The 23,222-nt window shown below is 70.4% G+C and carries 23 protein-coding genes; 9 read left to right on the top strand and 14 right to left on the bottom strand.

All coding sequences use genetic code 11. The features are described 5' to 3' along the window. Positions 1-6 precede the first annotated feature (6 nt). The gene (locus tag POF73_RS29885; RefSeq protein ID WP_272121670.1) at positions 7-1,275 is read right to left on the bottom strand and encodes a cytochrome P450 family protein; all 1,269 of its coding nucleotides are present in this window, start codon (positions 1,273-1,275) and stop codon (positions 7-9) included. Positions 1,276-1,390: 115 nt separating this feature from the next. Between POF73_RS29885 and POF73_RS29880 the strand changes: the two genes are divergently transcribed. Further along, complete coding sequence (locus tag POF73_RS29880; RefSeq protein ID WP_272121668.1) at positions 1,391-3,064, top strand: FAD-dependent oxidoreductase; 1,674 nt, start codon at positions 1,391-1,393, stop codon at positions 3,062-3,064. Positions 3,065-3,109: 45 nt separating this feature from the next. Continuing rightward, positions 3,110-4,072: an amidohydrolase family protein gene (locus tag POF73_RS29875; RefSeq protein WP_272121666.1), complete on the top strand. Its 963-nt coding sequence runs from the start codon at positions 3,110-3,112 to the stop codon at positions 4,070-4,072. A 72-nt stretch (positions 4,073-4,144) separates the two neighbouring features. Here POF73_RS29875 and POF73_RS29870 read toward each other — a convergent pair whose 3' ends face one another. The 9 genes from POF73_RS29870 to POF73_RS29830 form a co-directional block, all read right to left on the bottom strand. Next, positions 4,145-4,468, bottom strand: a complete 324-nt coding sequence (locus POF73_RS29870) for a TcmI family type II polyketide cyclase (protein WP_272121663.1) — start codon at positions 4,466-4,468, stop codon at positions 4,145-4,147. Further along, on the bottom strand, positions 4,453-4,911 hold the full coding sequence (locus POF73_RS29865; RefSeq protein WP_272121662.1) for an SRPBCC family protein: 459 nt from the start codon (positions 4,909-4,911) through the stop codon (positions 4,453-4,455). The genes POF73_RS29870 and POF73_RS29865 overlap by 16 nt, the downstream gene beginning before the upstream one ends. Position 4,912: 1 nt before the next feature. Beyond that, entirely contained in the window at positions 4,913-5,179 is a 267-nt protein-coding gene (locus POF73_RS29860) for an acyl carrier protein (RefSeq protein ID WP_272121660.1), read from the bottom strand. A 98-nt stretch (positions 5,180-5,277) separates the two neighbouring features. Beyond that, positions 5,278-6,531, bottom strand: a complete 1,254-nt coding sequence (locus POF73_RS29855) for a ketosynthase chain-length factor (RefSeq protein ID WP_272121658.1) — start codon at positions 6,529-6,531, stop codon at positions 5,278-5,280. Further along, positions 6,528-7,796, bottom strand: coding sequence for a beta-ketoacyl-[acyl-carrier-protein] synthase family protein (locus POF73_RS29850; protein WP_272121656.1), 1,269 nt, complete (start codon positions 7,794-7,796; stop codon positions 6,528-6,530). Before POF73_RS29850 ends, POF73_RS29855 begins: the two co-directional genes overlap by 4 nt. After that, positions 7,793-8,257, bottom strand: coding sequence for a cupin domain-containing protein (locus POF73_RS29845; RefSeq protein WP_272121654.1), 465 nt, complete (start codon positions 8,255-8,257; stop codon positions 7,793-7,795). The genes POF73_RS29850 and POF73_RS29845 overlap by 4 nt, the downstream gene beginning before the upstream one ends. Positions 8,258-8,335: 78 nt before the next feature. Then, entirely contained in the window at positions 8,336-9,445 is a 1,110-nt protein-coding gene (locus tag POF73_RS29840; protein WP_272121652.1) for a SchA/CurD-like domain-containing protein, read from the bottom strand. A 322-nt stretch (positions 9,446-9,767) separates the two neighbouring features. Continuing rightward, entirely contained in the window at positions 9,768-10,064 is a 297-nt protein-coding gene (locus POF73_RS29835) for an MTH1187 family thiamine-binding protein (RefSeq protein ID WP_272121650.1), read from the bottom strand. Next, positions 10,061-10,405 carry a DUF3817 domain-containing protein gene (locus POF73_RS29830; protein ID WP_272121648.1) on the bottom strand — a complete coding sequence of 115 codons (345 nt, stop codon included), beginning with the start codon at positions 10,403-10,405 and terminating at the stop codon, positions 10,061-10,063. Before POF73_RS29830 ends, POF73_RS29835 begins: the two co-directional genes overlap by 4 nt. 191 nt (positions 10,406-10,596) lie before the next feature. On the opposite strand from POF73_RS29830, the gene POF73_RS29825 reads away from it, so the two are divergent. The 4 genes from POF73_RS29825 to POF73_RS29810 all read left to right on the top strand — a co-directional run bounded on the left by POF73_RS29825 (position 10,597) and on the right by POF73_RS29810 (position 13,264). Next, positions 10,597-11,229 carry an AIM24 family protein gene (locus POF73_RS29825; protein ID WP_272121732.1) on the top strand — a complete coding sequence of 211 codons (633 nt, stop codon included), beginning with the start codon at positions 10,597-10,599 and terminating at the stop codon, positions 11,227-11,229. A gap of 1 nt (position 11,230) precedes the next feature. Beyond that, on the top strand, positions 11,231-11,881 hold the full coding sequence (locus tag POF73_RS29820) for an AIM24 family protein (RefSeq protein ID WP_272121646.1): 651 nt from the start codon (positions 11,231-11,233) through the stop codon (positions 11,879-11,881). Then, positions 11,878-12,675 carry an AIM24 family protein gene (locus POF73_RS29815; protein ID WP_272121643.1) on the top strand — a complete coding sequence of 266 codons (798 nt, stop codon included), beginning with the start codon at positions 11,878-11,880 and terminating at the stop codon, positions 12,673-12,675. The genes POF73_RS29820 and POF73_RS29815 overlap by 4 nt, the downstream gene beginning before the upstream one ends. 112 nt (positions 12,676-12,787) lie before the next feature. Continuing rightward, complete coding sequence (locus tag POF73_RS29810) at positions 12,788-13,264, top strand: MarR family winged helix-turn-helix transcriptional regulator (protein ID WP_272121641.1); 477 nt, start codon at positions 12,788-12,790, stop codon at positions 13,262-13,264. Between the two features lie 18 nt (positions 13,265-13,282). Here POF73_RS29810 and POF73_RS29805 read toward each other — a convergent pair whose 3' ends face one another. Together POF73_RS29805 and POF73_RS29800 are read right to left on the bottom strand one after the other, a co-directional pair. Next, the gene (locus POF73_RS29805; protein ID WP_272121639.1) at positions 13,283-14,740 is read right to left on the bottom strand and encodes a sensor histidine kinase; all 1,458 of its coding nucleotides are present in this window, start codon (positions 14,738-14,740) and stop codon (positions 13,283-13,285) included. Continuing rightward, positions 14,737-15,414 (bottom strand): response regulator transcription factor, encoded by a 678-nt coding sequence (locus POF73_RS29800; RefSeq protein WP_272121637.1) that lies wholly within the window; start codon positions 15,412-15,414, stop codon positions 14,737-14,739. The genes POF73_RS29805 and POF73_RS29800 overlap by 4 nt, the downstream gene beginning before the upstream one ends. Before the next feature lie 120 nt (positions 15,415-15,534). Here POF73_RS29800 and POF73_RS29795 point away from each other — a divergent pair, with 120 nt between their 5' ends. Then, a complete protein-coding gene (locus tag POF73_RS29795; RefSeq protein WP_272121635.1) occupies positions 15,535-16,194 on the top strand; it encodes a PepSY domain-containing protein in 660 nt (219 codons plus the stop codon). Positions 16,195-16,271: 77 nt separating this feature from the next. Here the strand turns inward: POF73_RS29795 and meaB are convergent, their stop codons facing one another. After that, positions 16,272-17,228: a methylmalonyl Co-A mutase-associated GTPase MeaB gene (gene meaB, locus POF73_RS29790; protein WP_272121631.1), complete on the bottom strand. Its 957-nt coding sequence runs from the start codon at positions 17,226-17,228 to the stop codon at positions 16,272-16,274. 34 nt (positions 17,229-17,262) lie between these two features. Then, a complete protein-coding gene (locus tag POF73_RS29785) occupies positions 17,263-18,459 on the bottom strand; it encodes an acetyl-CoA C-acetyltransferase (RefSeq protein ID WP_272121629.1) in 1,197 nt (398 codons plus the stop codon). 148 nt (positions 18,460-18,607) lie between these two features. Between POF73_RS29785 and mce the strand changes: the two genes are divergently transcribed. Beyond that, positions 18,608-19,048, top strand: coding sequence for a methylmalonyl-CoA epimerase (mce, locus tag POF73_RS29780; protein ID WP_048582912.1), 441 nt, complete (start codon positions 18,608-18,610; stop codon positions 19,046-19,048). A 211-nt stretch (positions 19,049-19,259) separates the two neighbouring features. Next, complete coding sequence (gene scy, locus POF73_RS29775; RefSeq protein ID WP_272121730.1) at positions 19,260-23,108, top strand: polarized growth protein Scy; 3,849 nt, start codon at positions 19,260-19,262, stop codon at positions 23,106-23,108. The last annotated feature ends 114 nt before the right edge of the window (positions 23,109-23,222 follow it).

Here is a 23,222-nt window from a genome sequence, read left to right as displayed (position 1 = left end):
CTCCCGTCAGGACGGGTCGAGGACGACGGGCAGTTCCGCCAGACCGCGGAAGGCGGGGAACGGCACGGTCATCCAGCGCGCTTCCTCCGGCGCGACGGCCAGGGTCATCCGGGGGTGCCGGGCGAACAGCGTGCCGAGGGCGAGCTGCATCTCCAGCCGGGCCAGCGGGGCGCCGACGCAGTAGTGCGGGCCGTAGCCGAAGGCGAGATGCATGGCCTGGACGTTGGGGCGCTGGATGTCCATCTCGTTGGGGTCGTCGAACACCTCCGGGTCGCGGTTCGCGCCGGTGATCGAGATCTGGACGAGCGCACCCTTGGGGATGAGCTGGTCGCGGAGGACGATGTCCTCCTTCGCCCAGCGGAACGTGGAGTTCTCCACGGAGGTCTCGAACCGGAGAATCTCCTCGATGGCCGCGGTCATGCCGGCCGTGTCACGCAGTGCCAGCGCCTTCTGGTCCGGACGGCTGAGCAGGTGGAAGACGCCGTTGCCGATCTGGTACGCGGTCGACTTGTGGCCCGCGAAGAGGAGTACCCAGGCCGTCGACACCAGTTCGTGGTCGGTGAGCGCGCCTTCCTGGTCCTGGGCCGTGACGAGGGCACTGAGCAGGCCCGAGTCCGGCTCCGTGCGTTTCCGCGCGCACAGGTCCACGAGATACTCGCGCAGATTTCCCTCGGCGATTTCCAGCGCTTTTCGCGCCTCCGGTCCGAAACCGGTCTGTGCGACGGTCGCCGACCATTCCTGCGCCTGTTTGCGTTCGTTTTCCGGGACGCCCAGGAGTTCACAGATCACTTGCATCGGAAGCGGGAAGCAGAACTCCGGGAGAAGATTGAACGGCTCCGACGTCGGACATTCGTCCAGCAGGTCTTCGGTGATCTGCTGCACGCGCGCCCGCAGTGATTCCACTCTTTTCGGGGTGAATGTGTTGCCGACGATCCTGCGGAGCCTGGTGTGCTTCGGCGGGTCCGAGAAGAGCATGTTGTCGTCGAGCGCGATCGACGAGTCACCGAAGATTCGGTGGTAGGCGTCGATGGCGCCGTACATGTCCTTGCTCAGTCGCGGGTCGGCCAGCGCGGCGCGCGCGTCGTCGTACCGGGTGATCAGGTACGTCTCGACGCCGTGGGGCGGCGTCAGGGGGCACACGGGCGCCGATTCCCGGAGCGCGGCGTACACCGGATGCGGGTTGGCGCGGAACTCCCGGCTGCACGAAGAGGCCGCGGCCGCGGCCTCTTCGGACGACAGTGCCTCGGATTCCTCGGATGCGAACGCTTGGGTCATGGCTGTCCCCGGGTAGGCGTGGATTCCGGCGGTCGGATTCCGTCGGTCAGAGCCACCGTTTCCCGGGCACCGGCACGCCGCAAACGGCACTGCGCCATACGGGTCGGGTCGGCGTATGACGTGTGGGCGGGAGGCCTACCTGGTAAGCATCGTCGACGTGAGTGGACACGAAGCGGAATCTGTACCAGTTCTCATCGTCGGCGGATCCCTGGTGGGTCTTTCCACTTCGGTTTTCCTGGGGCGCCTCGGAATTGAGCACATGCTCGTGGAGCGGCACGCCGACACATCGACGCACCCGCGTGGCCGGGGCAACAATGTGCGCACCATGGAGATTTTCCGGACCGCCGGTCTGGAGTCACGCATTCGCGGCGCGGCCGGTGTGCTCGCCGGCAACGACGGCATTCTCCAGGTGGACCGACTCACCGGGAAGGAGCGCCGCTGGATCGTCGGGGACATCGCCGGCGGCATGGACACCTCCCGGGTCAGCTCCTCGGACTGGTGCCTGTGCAGTCAGTGCGATCTCGAACCCGTGCTGGTGGACTACGCCCGGCAGCAGGGTGCCGACATCCGCTTCAACTCGGAGCTGATCTCCTTCACACAGGACGGCGAGGGCGTCCAGGCCCGGATCATGCGCCGGGACACCGGTGAGACGTACACCGTGAACGCCGGCTTCCTGGTGGCCGCCGACGGCCCCCGCAGCCCCGTCCGCCGTCAACTGGGGATCGGGCAGTCGGGGCCGGGCGAGCTGTTCCACAACGTCAGCGTCACGTTCCGGAGCAGGACGCTGAAGAACCACGTGGGAGAGAGGCCGTTCGTCGTCTGCTACGTCACCGACCCGCGGGGTGAGGGCGCGCTGCTGCCGGTGGACAACGCCGAGCGCTGGGTGATCCACGTGCCCTGGTATCCCGACCGGGGCGAGACCCTGGAGGACTTCACCGACGAGCGGCTGGCGGCCCATATCCGCGCCGCCGTCGGTGTCACGGACCTCGACGTCGAGATCACGGGCCGGGCGCCCTGGCACGCCTCGAAGCGGGTCGCGGACAGCTACGGCGAGGGCCGGGTGTTCCTGGCCGGCGACTCGGCCCACGAGATGCCGCCCACCGGGGCGTTCGGCTCCAACACCGGCATCCAGGACGCCCACAACCTCGCCTGGAAGCTGGCCTCGGTGCTGCGCGGCTGGGCCGGGCTGCCGCTGCTCGACACCTACGAGCGCGAGCGCAGGCCCGTCGCCCTCGCGACCGGCACACGCGCGTGCGTCCAGGCGGCCGACGAGCAGCACCCGGGATTCAGTCCCGCCGCGGGACGCAACAACGACCCGGCCGACCTGATGACCGTCTCCCTCTGCTACCGGTACGCGTCGAACGCCGTGGTGGGCGCCCCGCCGGAGCGTCCGATCGTCCCCGACGCCTTCCAGCTGGGCGGCGAGCCGGGGAGCCGGGCACCGCACATGTGGGTCACCAGGGAAGGCACCCGGATCTCCACGCTCGACCTGTACGAGCGTTCCTTCGTGCTGCTCGCCGGGTCCGGGGGGCAGAAGTGGCGGTCCGCCGTGGAGAAGGCCTCGCTGAACCTGGGCGTCCCCGTCAAGGCCTATCTCGTGGGCACGGGCCCCGATCACGACCTCGCCCCCGAACGGGACGCCGACTGGGCGGAGCTGCACGGCACGGCCGAGGACGGTGCCGTCCTGGTACGCCCCGACGGTTTCGTCGCCTGGCGGGCGGACGCCGCGATGCCGGACGCCGACCGCGTCCTGACGAACGTGCTGCAGACCCTGCTCTGCCGCGACTGAACGCCTGCCCTCCCCTGCTGAACCCCCCACACCGAGGACGCTGTTATGACCCTTGCCGGACGCATCGACGTCCACCACCACTTCACCGCCCCCGACTGGCTGGACTGGGCGGAGCAACAAGGCGTGGTCGACCGCGAGAAACTGCCCTGGTGGACGCGCTGGGACCTGAACTCGGCGCTTGAGGTCATGGACAAGGCGGGCATCGGCACCTCCGTCATGACCGTCGCCATGCTCGGCCGGTTCCGGGAGCGGGCCCAGCGCCAGGAGAGCGCCCGGGTCGCGCTGCGGGCCGCCGCCGACGTCGTGGAGAGCAACCCCGAGCGGTTCGCCTTCTTCACGCCCGTGTTCCTCGACGACCTGGAGCTCTCCGCGTGGAGCGTCCGGCACGGCCTCGACGAACTCGGTGCCATCGGGGTGAGCACGCGAACGAGCGTGGAGGGCGCGGTCCTCGGGGACGAGTCGCACGACCGGCTGCTCCAGGAGCTGAACGACCGGTCCGCCGTGATCAGTACGCACCCCATGGAGGTGCCGGCCGGTAAGGACGGGACGGGGCTGCCGGGCATGCCGCCCTTCGTGTGCGACTTCCTGATGGACACCACCCGAGCGGCCATCAACCTCATCAGGAACGGCACGCTGGACCGCTATCCGAACCTCAGCTTCATCCTCCCGCACGGCGGGGGCTTCCTCCCCTACATGGCCACCCGGCTCGAACTCTTCGGCGGACGGCTCACCCCGGGGATCGAGCCCGGCCGGGTCCGTGACTACCTGCACCGGTTCTACTTCGACACGGCGGGCCCGATGTCCCCCTCGGCCACCCCCACCCTGCTGGCGACGGTGGACCCCGGCCGCATCCTGTTCGGCACGGACTGGCCGCCCACCCCGGCCCATGTGATCGCCGACAGCGTGATGCCGGCGCTGGACGGCGACGCCTGCCTCTCGGAGCAGCAGCTCCAGGACATCAACCGGGAGAACGCGCTGCGCCTGATGCCGGCGCTGGCCCGGCTGTGACCGGCTGAGCGAAGCAGCCGTACGAGAGGCCGCCGCCCGCGCTTCGTCAGCACGGGCGGCGGCCTTCTTCGTTCAGTTCCTCTCCCAGCGGTAGAAGCACCGCGCCATCGCGTCCTTGGGACTGCGCCAGGTCTGAGGGTCGTAGGGGCTGACGAACGCTTCGAGCCTCTTGCTGATGTCGACGAAGTCGGGGTGCCCGGCCACCTTCGCGATGGCGGGGCCCGGGTCCTGCTCGGCCTCGATGAAGTGCATGTACACATCGCCGTACTGGAACAGGGAGCGCTGGGTGACCCCGACGAGGTGCGGGAGTTCGCCGCGGTCGGAGTCGGCGAAGACGCCGGCGATGTCCTGTGCCGAGTGCGGGGCCATCCTGGCGACGATCAGGGCGTGGTGCACGAGACCTCCTCGATGCGGTCACGGATGAGGGCCATCTGGATGGGCGAGTTGCGGTTGATGTTGTCCGTCATCCAGGCGTCGTCGACCGGGGCGTCGGGCTTCATGGCGAAGTCCTGCGTCCAGTGCATCCGGGTGCCCTCGGGAGTCTCCTCGTACTCCCACACGATGTTCATGTACTCGAACGGACCGGTCTCGATCCTGCGGGCGCGGACGACGAGCTTCTCGCGGTCGGCGATCCGCTCCGAGACCCAGCTCCACACCTTGCCGTTCTCGTCGGGGTGCATGGTCAGCCGGAAGGTGACCGCGTCGCCCTCGCGGGACAGCACCTCGCAGGAGGCGTACTCGCTGAACAGCTTCGGCCATCGGTCCAGGTCGTTCGTCATGTCCCAGACGAGATCGACGGGTGCGGCGATGGTGATCTCGTTCTCGGTGTGTCCTGCCACCTCATGCTCCTGTCGTGAGTGCGCCGTTGACGAGTTCGAGGAAGGCGCGGGGGCTCTTGCAGCGCTCCGCGTCGGTGGGCAGCGCCCGGCCGTGCCGGTTCTCCAGCTCGCCCACGATGCCGAGGAGGCCGAGCGAGTCCAGCCCGAACTCGGCGAAGGGGGTGTTGGCCCGGCCGACGAGGTCGTGCGGGTCGACGGTCACGCCGGCGGCCGTCTTCATCAGCGTGGCCAGCTCCTCGACGGTCACTTGGGTGATTTCGGTGGTCATACGGGTTCTCCTTGCCTTACTTGGTACGGATTACCTGGTACGGAGGTGGTGCCGCCGGGCCGGCGCCCGTGCACGGCGTCGACCGGGCGGCAGCCGTTCTAGACGCTGGTCGCGGGGCCCCGGCGGAGCACGAGAGCCGAGTTGGAGCCCATGAGTCCCCGGCTGAGGACGAGGGCCGTACGGAGCTCTGCCGGGCGTGCCGTGGAGGTCACCAGGTCGATGTCGTGGCAGATGTCGAAGACGCCGGGCGTCGGGGGGATCTGCCCGTGTTCCATGGCCAGCACGGCGGCCACGATGTCCAGCAGGGGCGCCCCGCAGTAGGCCCGTCCGATGCCGGTCTTGGGGGCGGTGACGGGCACTCGGGTGCCGTGCCGGCCGAGGGCGTCGGCGAGGGCGAGGGCCTCGGCGCGGTCCGCCTCCGGTGTCCCCATCGCGTCGGCGAAGACGACGTCTATCTCCTCCGGCGCGCAGCCGGCCTCGTCGAGGGCGCCCTTTATGGCGTGGGCGAGCCCTTCCCGGGACAGGTCCCAGCGCGAGGCGCCGGTGAAGGTGGCGGCGTGTCCCGCCACGATGGCCCGGACGACCGCGGCACGGCGCTGTGCCCGCTCCTGGTCCTCGACCACCAGCACGGCACCGCCCTCGGCGGGCACGAAACCGCAGGCCGCGGAGGTGAAGGGGCGGTAGGCGCGGGCCGGATCGGCGACGGTGCTGAGTTCGGGGTAGCCGAGCTGGCAGACCCCCGAGTACGGGGCGAGCGGCGCCTCGGCGGCCCCCACGACGACCACGTCGGTGCCCCGGCGCACGGCCCCGGCCGCGTGTGCGACGGCGTCCAGGCCGCCGGCCTCGTCGCTGGCCACCACTCCGCAGGGTCCCTTGAAGCCCTTGCGGATGGAGATCTGGCCGGTGCTGGCGGCGTAGAACCAGGCGATGGACTGGTAGGGCCCGACGAACCGGGATCCCTTCCCCCACAGTTTCTGCAGTTCACGCTGGCCGAACTCGCCGCCGCCGGATCCGGCCGCGGTGACCACGCCCACGGAGTACGGCGAGTCGGCGGCGGTGCTGCTCAGCCCCGCGTCCTGCAGGGCGGCGTCGGCGGCGGCCAGGGCGAAGTGGGTGAACTTGTCGGTCTGGACGAGGAAGGTCTCCTCGATGAGCGCCGACGGGTCGAAGCCGCGGACCTCGCCGGCGACTCGGAGCGGGAGGTGCTCGCAGCCCTCCCTGGTTATTCGGTCCAGGACGCAGGTGCCCTCCTTGACGGACTTCCAGTACGTGTCCTGGTGCAGGCCGTTGGGCGCGACCACGCCGATGCCGGTGACGGCCGTGTGTCGGGTGCGTATGCCACTACCACTCATCGATTCCTCCCTGCCGGCCCCGTCAGAAGGACCGCGGACTGGAAACCGCCGAAGCCGCTGCCCACGGAGAGCACGTTGTCGAGCCTGCGCGGGCGTGCGGTGCGCGGGACGTAGTCCAGGTCGCACTCGGGGTCCGGGGTCTCGTAGTTCGCCGTCGGCGGGACCACTTGGCGGGCCAGGGCGAGGACGCAGGCGACGACCTCGATGGCGCCGATCGCGCCGAGCGAGTGACCCACCATGGACTTGATCGAGCTCATGGGCGTGTCGTAGGCGTGGGCGCCCAGGGACTTCTTGACCGCGGCGGTCTCGTGCCGGTCGTTCTGCCGGGTGCCCGAGCCGTGCGCGTTGACGTAGTCGATGTCGGTGGGGTTCACGCGCGCGTGGTCGAGCGCGAGGTCGATGGCCCGGGCCATCTCCAGTCCCTCACTGGTGAGCCCGGTCATGTGGTAGGCGTTGCCGAAGGTGGCGTAGCCGCCGATCTCGCAGTAGACGTGCGCGCCACGCGCGCGTGCGTGCTCCAGTTCCTCCAGTACGAGGACGGCGGCGCCCTCGCCCATGACGAATCCGTCGCGATGGGCGTCGAAGGGCCGGGAGGCGTGCTCCGGGTCGTCGTTGTTGGGCGAGGTGGCCTTGATGGCGTCGAAGCAGGCCATGGTGATCGGGGAGATCGGCGAGTCCGAGGCCCCGGCCAGGCAGACGTCGGCGCGGCCGTCCTCGATGGTCTGGAAGGCGTAGCCCACCGCGTCGAGCCCGGAGGTGCAGCCGGTGGAGACGGTCTGCACCGGGCCCCTCGCCCCGAACCGTTCGGCGACGTCCGCCGCGAGGGTGCTCGGCGAGAACGCCCGGTGCAGGTCGGGCTCGGCGGCGCGATGGTCGACGTCCCAGCGCTGCCCACGCCCGCTGACCAGGACGTAGTCGTGTTCGAGCCGGGTCGTGCCGCCCACCGCGCTGCCCAGGGAAACGGCCACCCGCCAGGGGTTCTCGGCGGCGAAGTCGACCCCGCTGTCGGCCACCGCCTCCTGCGCGGCGACCTGGGCGAACTGGATGTACCGGTCGGAGCGTTCGACCTGCTCGGGGTCGAGTCCGTGGGCGAGCGGGTCGAAGTCGCACTCGGCGGCTATCCGGGACCGCAGGCCCTCGGGGTCGAACAGCGTGATGCCTCGTGTCGCGGTACGGCCGCTCGCGAGGAGGTCCCAGAACGCGGGTACCCCGATTCCTCCCGGAGCGACCACGCCTATGCCGGTGACCGCCACCCGCCGGGTCATGACAGGACCCCCGGTCGTTCGTGCTGCCCGCCCTCCTCCTGGACGAGCGGGTACGCCGTGACGTCGTCGCCGATCTCCGGGGCCTCGGTGTCCACGTGGCCGAGCTTCGGGTTCGGCGCGAGGGGACCCAGGTGGAAGACCATGCGGGCCTCCTCGTCACCGACGTTGCGGAAGCGGTGCCGCATGTCGATGGGGATCATCAGGCCCTGGTCGGAGCGCAGAGAAAACGTTTCTCCATCCAGGTCGACCTCCAGCCGGCCCTCGACGACGTACACGAACTCCTCGGAGTACGGGTGGTAGTGCTCGCTGATGCGTTCGCCGGGCCGCATGATGGCCAGGCCCATGAACCCGCTCGTGGCCCCCACCGTGACGGGGGTGAGCAGAGTGCGCAGGTCACCACCGCGCTTGCGGTTGGGCTCGATCTCTCGGATGTCCACGACGCGCGGGCGCATCTTGTCCATGGTCTGTCTCCAGGTCGTTCGATGGGGGGTGGTCCCTCGGCTCGGTCCTGTCCGGCGGATCAGGCCGGTGTCGCGGGGTCAGGACTGCGCGGCCCTGCGGTCGGTGATCGGGATCATGTCGGCGTGTGCCAGGAGGCGGTTCGCGTCCCGCTCGCCGGTGAGCGGTCCCGCCAGTCCGAGTGCGGCGCCGTCGAGCAGACGGGCCAGCACGGCGGGCTTCCTCGGGCCATGGATGCCGAGCGCCATGACCGGGTCGGTCTCGGGATCACCCCGTACGTCGATGAGGCGGACGACGATGTCCTCGCGCTGGAAGACGGTGCTGCGGTGCACGGGGCCGGCCGGGTCGGCCAGCGCGGCCTCGTCCTGCAGGGAGAGCAGCCGGGCCAGGGCCATGCCGCAGCCCTTGCGTGCCGGGTAGTACAGGGCGTGCCGGGTGATGTCGTCCGGCTCGGGTCCGCCGCGTGCCGCATGGTGGACGGGCGGCATCGCGGCACGGGTGAAGAAGGCCCGCGCGGACTCGGGGTCGGACAGATCCCTGCGCAGTTCCAGATGCGGGTTGAGGGCCTCCTCGACGGCCCGCACCTCGGGCTGGCGCGAGACGTGGCGCAGGGCCGCCATCAGGTCGCCCTCCACCTCGACGGTGCGCACGACCCGGTTGCCGTGCATGAACAGGGTGGTCCGGCGCAGCCGTGTGGAGTCGTCGACGCGGGCCTGGGGCGGGGCGTATCCGGCGAGGATCTCCGCGACCTTGGACTCGGAGCCGGGTTTGACGGTGAAGGTCAGGGCGTGCCGCGTGACGCCGTCGCCGACCCGTGCGGCCGTCTGGAGTCCGCCGGTGCCCGGGCGGGCGCCGCCGGTCTCGCGGACGATGCCGTAACGCATCGACCGGAGGTCGCGGACGCAGCTCTGCAGGGGCTTGACCGTCTCGATGTGCTCTTCACTGCTCACCCAGGCGAGGTACGGCACAGCGGTCTCCCACTCGCTCGTGATGAGCCACTGGGACGGGTTTTCCACGGACTGGCACAGCTGGTCACCGAGATGGCCGGGGACCGACGCGACTCGGTCGCGCATGTACTCGTACGCGTCGAGGAACTGTTGCTGGGCGCCTTCCTGGAGGTCGACCAGAAGGGTGACGCGCATCCTGGAGCCGTCGAACGCCGACTGGGATGTGTAGGGCGAAGTGGTCATCCGACAGACCCTTCCTTCGCGGGAGCAAGGCGGCGGCCGTCCCCGTCCACCAGCACGAACGCGGGTTTCGGCCCTGAGCCTTCATCGTGGGTCAGGGCCCTGGGGTCCGCGAGCCATGCGGGCCAATTGAGGGAACCGCCGACCGGACGCACCGGAATGCGCCTGCGTGAGCGGCGACTTGACTCCTCCTCGCGACCGGGCCGAGCGCCCGGGCGCGGCCGACGGGCACGCCGAAGTGCCCGTCCGCCGACGGGAGTTGGGCACGAAAAACGCGCAGGGGCGGACGTACGGAAGTCGTACGTCCGCCCCTGCGCGTCGCTGCCTACTCGGCCAGATGCCGCTCCACGGTCTCCACCTTGGAGGTGAGACCGTCCGTCACGCCCGGCCGGATGTCGGCCTTGAGCACCAGCGACACCCGCGGGGCACGCTCCTCCACGGCGGCGACGGCGCGCTTGACGACGTCCATGACCTCGTCCCAGCTGTCGCCCTCGACGGAGGTGAACATCGCGTCGGTGCGGTTGGGCAGGCCCGACTCACGGACGACCCGGACGGCGTCGGCGACGTACTCCCCCACGTCCTCGCCGACGCCGAGCGGCGTCACGGAAAAGGCGACGATCATGCGTTGACCTTTCCTTCCCGGCGGGCGCGGGCGGCGATGACGGCGTCCTCGGCCTCACGCCGCAGCTTGCGGTCGGCGAAGAAGCCGCCGGTCGGCAGGACGGAGAGAACGAAGTAGAGCGCCGCGGTCTTCAGGGGCCACCTGGTGCGGTTCCAGGCGTCCGCCCAGAAGATCACGTACAGGATGAAGAGAACACCGTGGATCATGCCCATCGCGGGCACCGCGTTGAAGTCCGTGGTCCGCTTCAGCACCGAACAGACGAGCAGCAGCAGGAACGACACCGCCTCGGGGGCCGAGACGAGACGGAGGCGGCGGAGGGCGGTGGCGGTCTTGATGTCCACAGGTCACCTTCGGTGGGGTTCGGCGGGAGTGACGTCGGTCGGCTCGGATCAGCTTGTGAACACAAGCACAAAGACTCGCCCATTGTGGCAAACACCGGAGGGAGGATGTGGCTCGGGGTCGCGTCAGGGGTGAAGTCCACCTACAGGATCTGTTGGCCGCAGGCACCTGCGGCTACCTTCGCTGCGTGGCGATGTTCCGACTTCAGGGCAGCAAGGTGCTCGCCGTCGACATGACCGGGGATGCCGTGAAGGCGAAGAACGGCTCAATGGTCGCGTACGACGGGCAGATGACCTTCAAGAAGATGAGCGGCGGCGGTGAGGGCCTGCGGGGCATGGTGACCCGGCGCCTCACCGGCGAGCAGATGACGTTGATGGAGGTGAAGGGGCACGGGACGTGCTGGTTCGCGGACCGCGCCTCCGAGATCAACCTCGTGAGCCTCCAGGGCGACAAGCTCTACGTCGAGTCGAGCAACCTGCTCGCGACCGACGGCGGGCTGCGCACCGGCACCTCCTTCACGGGGATGCGCGGCGCATCGCAGGGCAACGGGCTGTTCACGACCACCATCGAGGGGCACGGGCAGGCGGCGATCATGTCGGACGGACCGGCCGTGGTGCTGCGGGTCAGCCAGCAGTTCCCGCTGACAGTGGACCCGGGGGCGTATGTGGCCCACCAGGGAAACCTGCGGCAGTCCTTCCAGTCCGGTGTGACGTTCCGCACGCTCATGGGCGAGGGTGGCGGCGAGGCCTTCCAGATCCGCTTCGAGGGGGACGGGCTGGTGTACGTACAGCCGAGCGAGCGGAACACGATCGCGGGGGACGTGTGACATGGGCTTTCGCGAGATCAACTCCAAGATGGTCGAGGCGACCGTCATGCCCGGCCAGAGGCTGTTCAGTCAGCGCGGCGCGATGCTCGCCTACAAGGGCGAGGTGTCCTTCACCCCCAACATGGGCGGCGGCCAGGGCGGCATCATGTCGATGATCGGGCGCCGGGTGGCGAACGAGGACACCCCGCTGATGACCGTCGAGGGCAGCGGCACCGTGCTGTTCGGGCACGGCGGCCACCACGTCCAGGTGATCAACCTCGCCGGCGACACCCTGTGCGTCGAGGCGGACCGCCTCCTCGCCTTCGAGGGCACGCTCCAGCAGGGCACGATGTTCCTCGGCTCACAGGGCGGGGTCATGGGCATGGTCCGCGGCCAGGTCAGCGGGCAGGGGCTGTTCACGACGACCCTCAAGGGGCACGGGGCGGTCGCGGTCATGGCGCACGGTGGCGTCTTCGAGATCCCGATCACCCCGCAGCGCCCCGTCCATGTCGACCCCCAGGCCTACGTCGCCCACCACGGTGACGTACGCAACAAGCTGTCCACCGCCCTCGGCTGGCGCGACATGGTGGGCCGCGGCTCCGGCGAGGCCTTCCAGCTGGAGCTCAGCGGCAACGGTGCGGTGTACGTCCAGGCGTCGGAGGAGAAGCTGTGAGTCACTACCCGGCCGGGGGTCCCACCGTGCACGACCCCATGACCCTGCCCTCCGACGACAACGTCAACGCCTACACCTTCTGCGTGGAACTCAAGGGAAGCCAGTGGTTCCTGCAGAAGGGGAAGATGATCGCCTACTACGGCTCGATGGAGTTCAACGGCATCGGGCACGGGCGACTCGACCGTCTTGTCCGTACGTCCTTTCATTCGCCACTGCACGCGAGCGACTGGGTCGTGGCGGACGGCTCCGGGAAGATGCTGCTGGCCGACCGGGCGTTCGACGTCAATTCGTACGACCTCGACGACGGCAACCTGACCATTCGCTCCGGCAACCTGCTCGCTTTTCAGCCAAGTCTCGCGCTCAAGCAATCGATTGTGCCGGGTTTTCTGACCCTCATCGGAACCGGAAAGTTCGTGGCTGCATCTAACGGTCCGGTGGTGTTCATGGAACCCCCGATCCGGGTGGACCCGCAGGCACTCGTCGGCTGGGCCGACTGCCCGTCGCCGTGCCACCACTACGACCATGGCTACATGACCGGCGTAATGGGCGGTCTACGTGCACTTACGGGCCTCGGAGGGGCCTCCGGAGAGGAGCATCAGTTCGAGTTCGCCGGAGCCGGCACGGTGCTGCTCCAGTCGACCGAGACCCTCATGGCCGAGCAGGCCACGGGGGCGCTTCCGCCGGACGCCGGAGTACCCGGTTCCGGCGGCACACACACAGGCCCTTCACAAATGGCTGGTGTACCGCGCCTTCCCGGACAGCTGGGAGACCTCCAGCGTCGCTTCGGGCTGTGAGCGGTAGTCTGCGGAGTGTGACATCGAACGTGTGAGCACACAGAGTTCACACGGTCGTGTCATAGAAAACCCTCACTAGTTCGCCTTTCAACTTCTTAGGTAGACTTCATTCATGGAGACCGAGACGGCCACGCGCTGGCTGACCGATGCGGAGCAGTGCGCCTGGCGCACCCACCTGGAGGTCAACAGGCTGTTGACGTACCAGCTCGAAAGGGACCTGCAGCCGTTCGGCCTGACAATGAACGACTACGAGATCCTGGTGAATCTCTCCGAGTCGGAGGACGTACGGATGCGGATGAGTGACCTCGCCTCCGCCACCCTCCAGTCCAAGAGCCGCCTCTCGCACCAGATCACACGGATGGAGAACGCGAACCTGGTCCGCCGTGAGAACTGCGAGTCCGACCGTCGCGGGCTCTACGCGGTCCTCACCGACCACGGCATGGAGACGATGCAGAAGGTCGCGCCCCACCATGTGTCGTCCGTGCGGAGGCACTTCATCGACCTGCTGTCCCCCGAGGCCCTGACGGAGCTCGACAAGGGCCTCAAGCCGATCGCGGAACACCTCCGCGGCCAGCGCGGCCGCCCGTAACCCACGCGGATCCGGCGCCTAGCGAGCTAGCGGCAGGCGGAGCTCGAACAGGGCTCCGCCCGCCGGTGCCCGGTCCACGGTGAGCGTGCCGCCATGCCGTACGGCGACGTCGCGGGCGATGGCCAGGCCCAGCCCGGCGCCGCCGTCGTCGCGGCTGCGGGCCTCGTCGAGCCGGACGAACCGCTCGAAGATCCGCTCCCGGTCCGCCTCGGCCACCCCGTCCCCGTCGTCGGCGACGGCCGCGACGGCCCAGACGCCCTCCTCGTCGTCGTCCCGCCGGACGGTCACCGTGACCGCCGAGCGGGCATGCCGCTGGGCGTTGTCCAGCAGGTTGGTGAGCACCCGCCCCAGCTGCCCGCGCGACCCGGCCACCGGCACGGCGTCCGCCGCCACTGTCACGTTCGCCCGCCCCTCGGCCTCCTCCCGGGCCAGCGAGCCGAGGTCGAACCGTGTGTCGCCGGGCCGCTCCCCCGCATCCAGACGCGCGAGCAGCAGCAGGTCGGCGGCGAGGCCCTGGAGCCGTACGGTGTCCTCCACGGCGCCGTCGAGGTCCAGCAACTCGGGGTGCGCGGCGGCCACTTCCAGCTGGGTGCGCAGGGACGCGATCGGGCTGCGCAGCTCGTGGGAGGCGTCGGCGACGAAGCGGCGCTGGCGTTCCACGGAGGTCTCCAGGGCCGCCAGCGTCTCGTTGGTGGTCAGCGCGAGGTGGGCGACCTCGTCGTGCGTGTCCGGCACCGGGACACGACGAGCGAGGTCCTCGGACGCCGTGATGGCGGCCATCTCGCTTCGGATGCCCTCGACCGGGCGCAGGGCGCGCCGGGTGACCAGCCAGGTGACGCCGGCCACTACGGCGAGCAGCAGCGGGAAGCCGATCAGCATGACGGTGAGCGCGGTCTTGACGGCGCTCTGTTCGGCCGAGAGGGGGGCACCCGCGTACACCGTGAGGCGTCCCCGGTCCTCGACCTCGACGTGGACGGCGGCGAAGCGGTAGTCGTCGGTCTCACCGTCGAGCGTGGCGGTGCCGTTGGTGAAGGTGGTGTGCTCGCTGATCTCGCCCGGTTCGAGGGAGGAGGCCTCGTCCGAATCGTCGGCGTCGTCGGAGCCGGCGCCGGAGTCGGAGTCGGAGTCGCCCGAGGCGGCACCCTGCGAAGGCTTCTGCTGCGGACGCACCGCGTCGGTGCCCGTTCCGCTGATCCGCTCCAGATCCTCACTGGCCGCGAGCAGCCTGTCGTTCTCGTCGACGATCTGCACGGGTTCGTCGTTGTCCACCGACAGCGACTCGTCCGGCCTCTTGAGCGCGACGTCCGTCGCGACGGACCGTGCGGTGCGTTCCGCCTCCGTACCGGCCTGCCCGATCAGGTTGGACCGCAGCGACAGCAGTACGGCGGTCCCGGCCGCGACCAGCGCCACCGCGACGACGAGGGTGGCGGCCAGCGTCGCCCGGGACCGGACGGAACCGAACAGACGGCCGCTCATCGCGAGGCCTCCGCTCTCTCCAGCCGGTACCCGGCGCCCCGCACCGTCCGGATGAGCCCGGCCCGCAGCTTGCGCCGCAGGGTGCTGACGTACACCTCGACGATGTTCGGATCGCCCTCGTACGCGAAGTCCCAGACGTGCTCCAGGATCTCGGACTTGGACACCACCTCGCCGGCCCGCAGCACGAGCTGCTCCAGGACCGAGAACTCCTTGGCGGTGAGGGTCACTTCGTCGTCGCCGAGGAAGACCCGGCGGGCGGCGGTGTCCACCTTCAGATCACCGTGGACGTGCACGGGAGAAGCCCCGGCGCCCTGGCCGCCGCGCCGCAGCAGCGCCTTGACACGGGCGACGAGGACGACGTACGAGAACGGCTTGGTGAGGTAGTCGTCCGCGCCGGTGTCCAGCCCCTCGGCCTCGTCGTACTCGCCGTCCTTGGCGGTGAGCATCAGGATCGGCACGGCGTGCCCGGCGGCGCGCAGGGCGGCGCAGACGCGGTAGCCGTTCATGCCGGGCAGCATGATGTCGAGGATCACGAGGTCGTACGACCCCTCGGAGGCCCGGTACAGCCCCTCCCTGCCGTCGTGGACGACGTCCACGGCGTATCCCTCGGCCGTCAGCCCCTTGGCGAGCGACAGGGCCAGCCGCTTCTCGTCCTCCACGATCAACAGGCGCATGCGTACAGCCTGGCAAAACGAAGCTGAAGATCTCTTCAGGGGGCTTCAGGTTCTCCTCAGCGTCGGTTCGGCAGATTGATCCACGTCGAAGCATTCGCAGCAAACCGGGAGGGAACCCTCATGAAGCGCAACATCGTCATCGCCACCGTCGCCGCCGCTGCCCTGATCGGAGGCGGCACCGTCGCGGCCTACGCGGTGGGCGGCGACGAGAGCGCACCCACGCAGCCGCAGTCGAACGTGCGGGTCGCCGACGACCGGGACGACACCGCGCAGGACGCGGCGGAGGACGCCGCCGACGCCCGGGACGACGACACCGTCGAGGTCCGTGAGGCGGCCGGCACCGCCAAGGTGACCGCCGCCGACGCGATCGCGGCCGCGCTCAAGCACACGCCGGGCACGGCCGTCTCCGCCGACCTGGAGGACGACGGCTCAGGCGCCTGGGAGGTGAACGTCGTCAAGGGCGACGGCACCGACTACGACGTCCGGGTCTCCGCCGACAACGGCAAGGTCCTCGGCGCCCAGCGCGACGCCGACGACGACAACGACGGCCGCGAGGACCTCGCCGCCCTGAAGGGCGCGAGCATCGACGCCCACGAGGCCGCCCGGGCCGCCGCGGCCAACGGCACCGTCACCGACGTCGACCTCGACGACGACGCCCCCGCGGCCTGGAGCGTCGAGACCACCAAGGGCGAGTGGAAGGTCGACCTCAAGACGGGCAAGGTCACCCAGGACCACGACGACCGTGACGGTCAGGACGACCGCGACGGCGACGACGACTGACGTCAGCCCGTCGCACGAGGGGTACGGGATGTCCCGTACCCCTCGTGCGTACCCCTCTTGGGGTCGTGCAGGTCGCGTCAGCCGTTCGTCAGCCCCGCCACCAGCTCGTCCGCCGCCCGATAGGGGTCCAGTTCCCCGGCGACGATCTTCTCCGCCAGTGCCCCGAGCCGTCGGTTGCCGTGCAGGTCGGCGATGCGTTCACGGAGGGCGGTGACGGCGATGGCCTCGACCTCGCGGGCGGCGCGGGCGCGGCGGCGTTCGGTGAGGACGCCGCGCTCCTCCATCCAGGCCCGGTGCTTCTCCAGGGCCTCCAGGACCTCGTCGACGCCCTCGGCGCGGGCGGCGACCGTCTTGACGATGGGCGGGCGCCAGTCGCCGGGGCCGCGGGACTCGCCGAGGCCGAGCATGTGGTTGAGCTCGCGGGCGGTGACGTCGGCGCCGTCGCGGTCGGCCTTGTTGACGACGTACACATCGCCGATCTCCAGGATCCCGGCCTTCGCCGCCTGGATGCCGTCGCCCATGCCGGGGGCGAGGAGGACGACGGAGGTGTCGGCCTGGGAGGCGATCTCCACCTCCGACTGGCCGACGCCCACCGTCTCGACCAGGATCACGTCGCAGCCGGCCGCGTCCAGGACCCGGATCGCCTGCGGGGCCGCCCAGGCCAGGCCGCCGAGGTGGCCGCGCGTCGCCATCGAGCGGATGTAGACACCGGGGTCGGACGCGTGGTCCGACATCCGCACCCGGTCGCCGAGCAGGGCGCCGCCCGAGAAGGGCGACGACGGGTCGACGGCCAGGACGCCGACCCGCTTGCCCTGGTTGCGGTACGCGGTCACCAGCGCGGACGTGGATGTCGACTTGCCGACACCCGGCGATCCCGTCAGCCCCACCACGTACGCGTTGCCCGTCAGCGGGGCCAACGCCGCCATGACCTCCCGCAACTGCGGGGACGCCCCCTCCACCAGGGAGATCAGCCGGGCCACCGCCCTGGGCCGCCCCTGTCTGGCCTGGGCCACCAGCGTGGAGACGTCCTGCATCACAGCTCCGTTCCGAGGATCACGTACAGCAGGTTCAGGCCTTGGGTACCCGCACGATGAGTGCGTCACCCTGCCCGCCGCCACCGCACAGCGCGGCCGCGCCGACCCCGCCGCCCCGGCGCTTCAGCTCCAGGGCCAGGTGCAGCACGAGGCGCGCGCCCGACATGCCGATCGGGTGACCCAGGGCGATGGCTCCGCCGTTGACGTTCACCTTTTCCGTGGACACGCCGAGGTCCTTCATTGACTGCACCGCGACGGCGGCGAAGGCCTCGTTGATCTCGATCAGGTCCAGGTCGGAGACCTCCAGGCCCTCCTTCTTCAGGGCGTGCAGGATGGCGTTGGAGGGCTGGGACTGCAGGCTGTTGTCCGGGCCCGCGACATTGCCGTGCGCACCGATCTCGGCGATCCAGTCCAGGCCGAGCTCCTGCGCCTTGGCCTTGCTCATGACGACGACCGCGGCCGCGCCGTCCGAGATCTGCGACGCCGAGCCCGCCGTGATCGTGCCCTCCTTCGAGAACGCCGGGCGCAGCTTGCCCAGCGACTCGGCGGTGGTCTCCGCGCGGATGCCCTCGTCCTTGCTGAAGAGGACCGGCTCACCCTTGCGCTGCGGGATCTCGACCGGGGTGATCTCGGCCTCGAAGAGGCCGTTCTTCTGCGCGGCGGCGGCACGCTGGTGGGACAGGGCGGCGATCTCGTCCTGCTCGGGGCGCTGAATGCCGAGGCGAGTGTTGTGCTTCTCCGTCGACTCGCCCATGGCGACGTTCTCGAAGGAGTCGGTCAGACCGTCGTACGCCATGGCGTCGATCATCTGCACCGCGCCGTACTTGAAGCCCTCGCGGGACTTCGGCAGCAGGTGCGGGGCGTTGGTCATGGACTCCTGGCCACCCGCGACGACCACGTCGAACTCGCCGGCGCGGATCAGCTGGTCGGCGAGCGCGATGGCGTCGAGGCCGGACAGACACACCTTGTTGATGGTGAGCGCCGGGACGTTCATCGGGATGCCGGCCTTGACCGCGGCCTGGCGCGCCGGGATCTGGCCCGCGCCGGCCTGCAGCACCTGGCCCATGATCACGTACTGCACCTGGTCGCCACCGATCCCCGCACGGTCGAGGGCGGCCTTGATCGCGAAGCCACCGAGGTCGGCTCCGGAGAAGGACTTCAGTGAACCGAGCAACCGTCCCATGGGCGTACGCGCGCCCGCGACGATCACAGAGGTAGTTCCAGAAGACATGAGGTGCGATCCCCTTCCAGCTGGACAGCCGAGGAGTGAACGAGGGTTTACTTCGAATGTACTGAGTGGCACTCCGTGCCGTCACCGGCCCGTCAGTGTGATCGCGCGCACGTTGCGTAACCACCTCGGGAGCGCTCCACTGAACAACATGCTGACGCGAATCGACCACATCGGAATCGCCTGCTTCGATCTCGACAAGACCGTCGAGTTCTACCGGGCCACCTATGGCTTCGAGGTGTTCCACTCCGAGGTCAACGAGGAGCAGGGCGTCCGCGAGGCCATGCTCAAGATCAACGACACCTCCGACGGAGGCGCCTCCTACCTGCAGCTCCTGGAGCCCACGCGCCCCGACTCCACCGTCGCGAAGTGGCTCGACAAGAACGGCGAGGGTGTCCACCACATCGCTTTCGGTACGGCAGATGTCGACGGGGACGCCGCCGACATCAAGGACAAGGGCGTACGCGTTCTGTACGAAGAGCCCCGGCGCGGCTCCATGGGGTCACGAATCACCTTCCTGCATCCAAAGGATTGCCATGGCGTACTGACAGAACTGGTCACTTCGGCGCCTGTTGAGTCACCTGAGCACTGACCCTCGTACATATGGGCCGGTAGGGTTGGGTCCGGTCGCCGCTTTCTCCAGGGCGACCGCCATGTCCGGGGTCCGGGTTTCGGGGGACGAGGGTGGGGCAACAGCCCGTGCTCCGCCGTTGATCTGACACCATTCCCCGGGGGCCCCGTTCGGCGGATGGACGGTGCTCGTATGGAGAGACTTGCGACCAGGGGACGGATGGGACCGCGCCGTGCGGGGCTACGAACGCCAGGAGCGAGAGCCGGCGGCTGACGTCGACCACCTCTCTCGGTTCGAGGCCGAGATGGATCGGCTGAAGACCGAGCGGGAGAAGGCGATCCAGCACGCCGAGGACCTCGGCTACCAGGTCGAGGTGCTGCGCGCCAAGCTGCACGAGGCGCGGCGGACCATCATGTCCCGGCCCGCCTTCGACGGCGGCGACGTCGGCTACCAGGCCGAGCAGCTGCTGCGGAACGCGCAGGTCCAGGCGGACCAGCTGCGCCAGGAGGCCGAGCGCGAGCTCAGCCAGGCCCGCGCGCAGACCCAGCGCATCCTCCAGGAGCACGCGGAGAACGCCGCCCGGCTGCAGGCCGAGCTGCACCAGGAGGCGGTCACCCGCCGCCAGCAGCTGGACCAGGAGCTGGCCGAGCGCCGCCAGACCGTCGAGTCGCACGTCAACGAGAACGTGGCGTGGGCGGAGCAGCTGCGTGCCCGTTCCGAGTCCCAGGCCCGCCGCCTCCTCGACGAGTCGCGCGCGGAGGCCGAGCAGGCCATGGCGACCGCGCGCACCGAGGCCGAGCGGCTCACCAGCGAGGCCCGGCAGCGCCTGACCGGTGCGGCCGAGGAGGCCCGCGCGGAGGCCGAGCAGATCCTGCGCCGCGCCCGCACGGACGCCGAGCGGCTGCTGAACGCCGCCTCCACCCAGGCCCAGGAGGCCACCGACCACGCCGAGCAGCTGCGCACCTCCACCGTCTCGGAGTCCGACAGCGCCCGTCGGCAGGCCGCCGAGCTCAGCCGGGCCGCCGAGCAGCGCATGGCGGAGGCCGAGGAGGCGCTGCGCAAGGCGCAGTCCGAGGCCGAGAAGCTGGTCACCGAGGCCAAGACGGCCGCCGAGAAGACGCTCGCGAGCGCCGAGTCGGCCAACGAACAGCGCATGCGTACGGCGAAGGAGCAGGTCGCCCGGCTGGTCAGCGAGGCCACCAAGGAGGCCGAGTCCACCAAGTCGGACGCCGAGCAGGTCGTCGCCGACGCGCGTGCTGAGGCCGAGAAGATCGTTGCCGAGGCCGCCGAGAAGGCCCGCACGATCACCGCCGAGGAGAGCGCGACCCAGCTGTCCAAGGCGGCCAAGACGGCCGAGGACGTCCTCAACCGTGCGCAGGAGGACGCGAAGAACACCACCAAGGCCGCCGCCGAGGAGGCCGAGCGGATCCGCTCCGAGGCCGAGGCCGAGGCGGACCGGCTGCGCGGTGAGGCGCACGACATCGCCGAGCAGCTCAAGGGCGCGGCGAAGGACGACACCAAGGAGTACCGCGCCAAGACGGTCGAGCTGCAGGAGGAGGCCCGTCGGCTGCGCGGCGAGGCCGAGCAGCTGCGCTCCGATGCGGTCGCCGAGGGCGAGAAGATCCGCGCGGAGGCCCGCAAGGAGGCCGTCCAGCAGATCGAGGAGGCGGCCAAGACCGCCGAGGAACTGCTGGCCAAGTCCCGGCAGGACGCCGACGAGCTGCGCCAGAAGGCCACGGCGGACAGCGAGAAGGTCCGCACCGAGGCCATCGAGCGGGCCACCACGCTGCGCCGCCAGGCCGAGGAGACCCTCCAGCGCACCCGGCAGGAGGCCGAGCGGCACCGCGAGGAGGTCGTCGAGCAGGCCGAGGGCATCAAGGCCGATGCCGAGCGCGCCGCGCGCGAGCTGCACGAGGAGACCGAGCAGGCCATAGAGGCCCGCCGCACCGAGGCCGCCGAGGAGCTGACCCGCCTTCACACCGAGGCCGAGCAGCGGCTCGCGTCGGCCGAGCAGGCGCTCGCCGACGCCCGCGAGGAGGCCTCCCGCATCCGGCGCGAGGCGGCCGAGGAGACCGACCGGCTGCGCACCGAGGCCGCCGAGCGGATCCGCACGCTGCAGCAGCAGGCCGAGGAGGAGGCCGACCGGCTGCGCACCGAGGCCGCGTCGGACGCGTCCGCGTCCCGTGCCGAGGGCGAGGCCGTCGCCGTACGGCTGCGGTCGGAGGCCGCGGCCGAGGCCGAGCGGCTGAAGTCGGAGGCGCAGGACACCGCCGACCGGGTGCGTGCCGAGGCGCAGGCCGCGGCCGAGCGGCTGGCCACGGAGGCGTCCGAGACGCTGACCGCCGCCCAGGAGGAGGCCGCCCGGCGCCGCCGCGAGGCCGAGGAACTCCTCGGCTCCGCCCGCCAAGAGGCCGACCAGGAGCGTGAGCGGGCCCGCGAGCAGAGCGAGGAGCTGCTGGCCTCCGCCCGCAACCGGGTGGAGGAGGCACAGGCCGAGGCGGTGCGGCTGGTCGAGGAGGCCGACCGGCGCGCCGCCGAGATGGTGTCGGCGGCCGAGCAGCACGCCCAGCAGGTCCGCGACTCCGTGACCGGGCTGCACGAGCAGGCCCAGGAGGAGATCACCGGGCTGCGCAGTGCCGCCGAGCACGCGGCGGACCGTACCCGCCGGGAGGCGCAGGAGGAGGCGGACCGGGTCCGCGCCGACGCCTACTCCGAGCGGGAGCGGGCCAGCGAGGACGCCGGCCGTGTCCGGCGCGAGGCCAATGAGGAGTCCGCGGCCGCCAAGTCCCTCGCCGAGCGCACCGTCGGGGAGGCGATCGCCGAGGCCGAGCGGCTGCGGTCGGACGCCGCCGAGCACGCCCAGCGGATCCGCACCGAGGCCTCCGACAAGATCGCCGAGGCCGACCAGGCCGCGTCCCGCACCCGGGCGGACGCCCGCGAGGACGCCAACCGGATCCGTTCGGACGCGGCGACCCAGGCCGACACCCTGATCACCGAGGCCCGCAACGAGGCGGAGCGGCTCCAGTCGGAGACCGTCGCCGAGGCCGACCGGGTGCGTACCGAGGCCCGCGCCAAGGCCGAGAAGCTGGTCGGGGACGCCTCGTCGGACGCGGAGCGGCTGCGCGCCGAGGCCGCCGAGACCGTGGGGTCGGCCCAGCAGCACGCCGAGCGGGTCCGCAGCGAGTCCGAGCGCGTCAAGGCCGAGGCGGCTGCGGAGGCCGAGCGGCTGGTCGCCGCCGCGCGCCAGGAGGCCGAGCGCACCCTCGACGAGGCCCGCAAGGACGCCGGCAAGCGACGCCAGGACGTGGCCGAGCAGGTCGACAAGCTCATCACCGAGACCACGGCCGAGGCCGACAAGCTGCTCACCGAGGCGCAAGCGCAGGCGCACAAGACGACCGCGGACGCCGAGGGACAGGCCGACGCCATGGTGGGCGCCGCCCGCAAGGAGGCCGACCGGCTGGTCTCCGAGGCGACGGTCGAGGGCAACTCCATGGTGGAGAAGGCCCGTACGGACGCGGACGAGCTGCTCGTCGGCGCCCGCCGGGACGCCACCTCGATCCGGGAGCGCGCGGAGGAGCTGCGCGACCGCATCACGACCGAGATCGAGGACCTGCACGAGCGGGCCCGCCGCGAGTCCTCCGAGACGATGAAGTCGGCCGGCGACCGCTGTGACGCCCTCATCAAGGCCGCCGAGGAGCAGCTGGCCAAGGCACAGGCGAAGGCCAAGGAGCTGGTCTCGGAGGCCAACTCCGAGGCGGGCAAGGTCCGTATCGCCGCCGTGAAGAAGGCCGAGGGGCTCCTGAAGGAGGCCGAGCAGAAGCGGTCCAGCCTCATCAAGGAGGCCGAGGAGCTCAAGGCCGAGGCGATCCGCGAGGCCAGGCGCACGGTCGAGGAGGGCAAGCGCGAGCTGGAGGTCCTGGTGCGCCGCCGCGAGGACATCAACGCCGAGATCTCCCGGGTGCAGGACGTCCTGGAGGCGCTGGAGTCCTTCGAGGCGCCGTCGGCCGGCAAGGACGGCGGAGTCAAGGCGGGTGCGACAGTCGGAGCACCCCGATCGGGTGGCAAGTCGTCAGACGGCTAGCGAAGGGGACGGGTTCCGGTGTCTCCTGGGGCCTTTGACCAAGTTTTTGGCAAGCCGTCCGACGGTTAGCCACTCAAAAGGGGTCTCATTCTCCAGATCAAACACGTATCCGCT

It is taken from the genome of Streptomyces sp. HD (assembly GCF_028369295.1).
GTDB lineage: Bacteria > Actinomycetota > Actinomycetes > Streptomycetales > Streptomycetaceae > Streptomyces.
The sequence above is the reverse complement of the archived record's forward strand: the minus strand, read 5'-3'. Positions and strand labels throughout refer to the sequence as shown.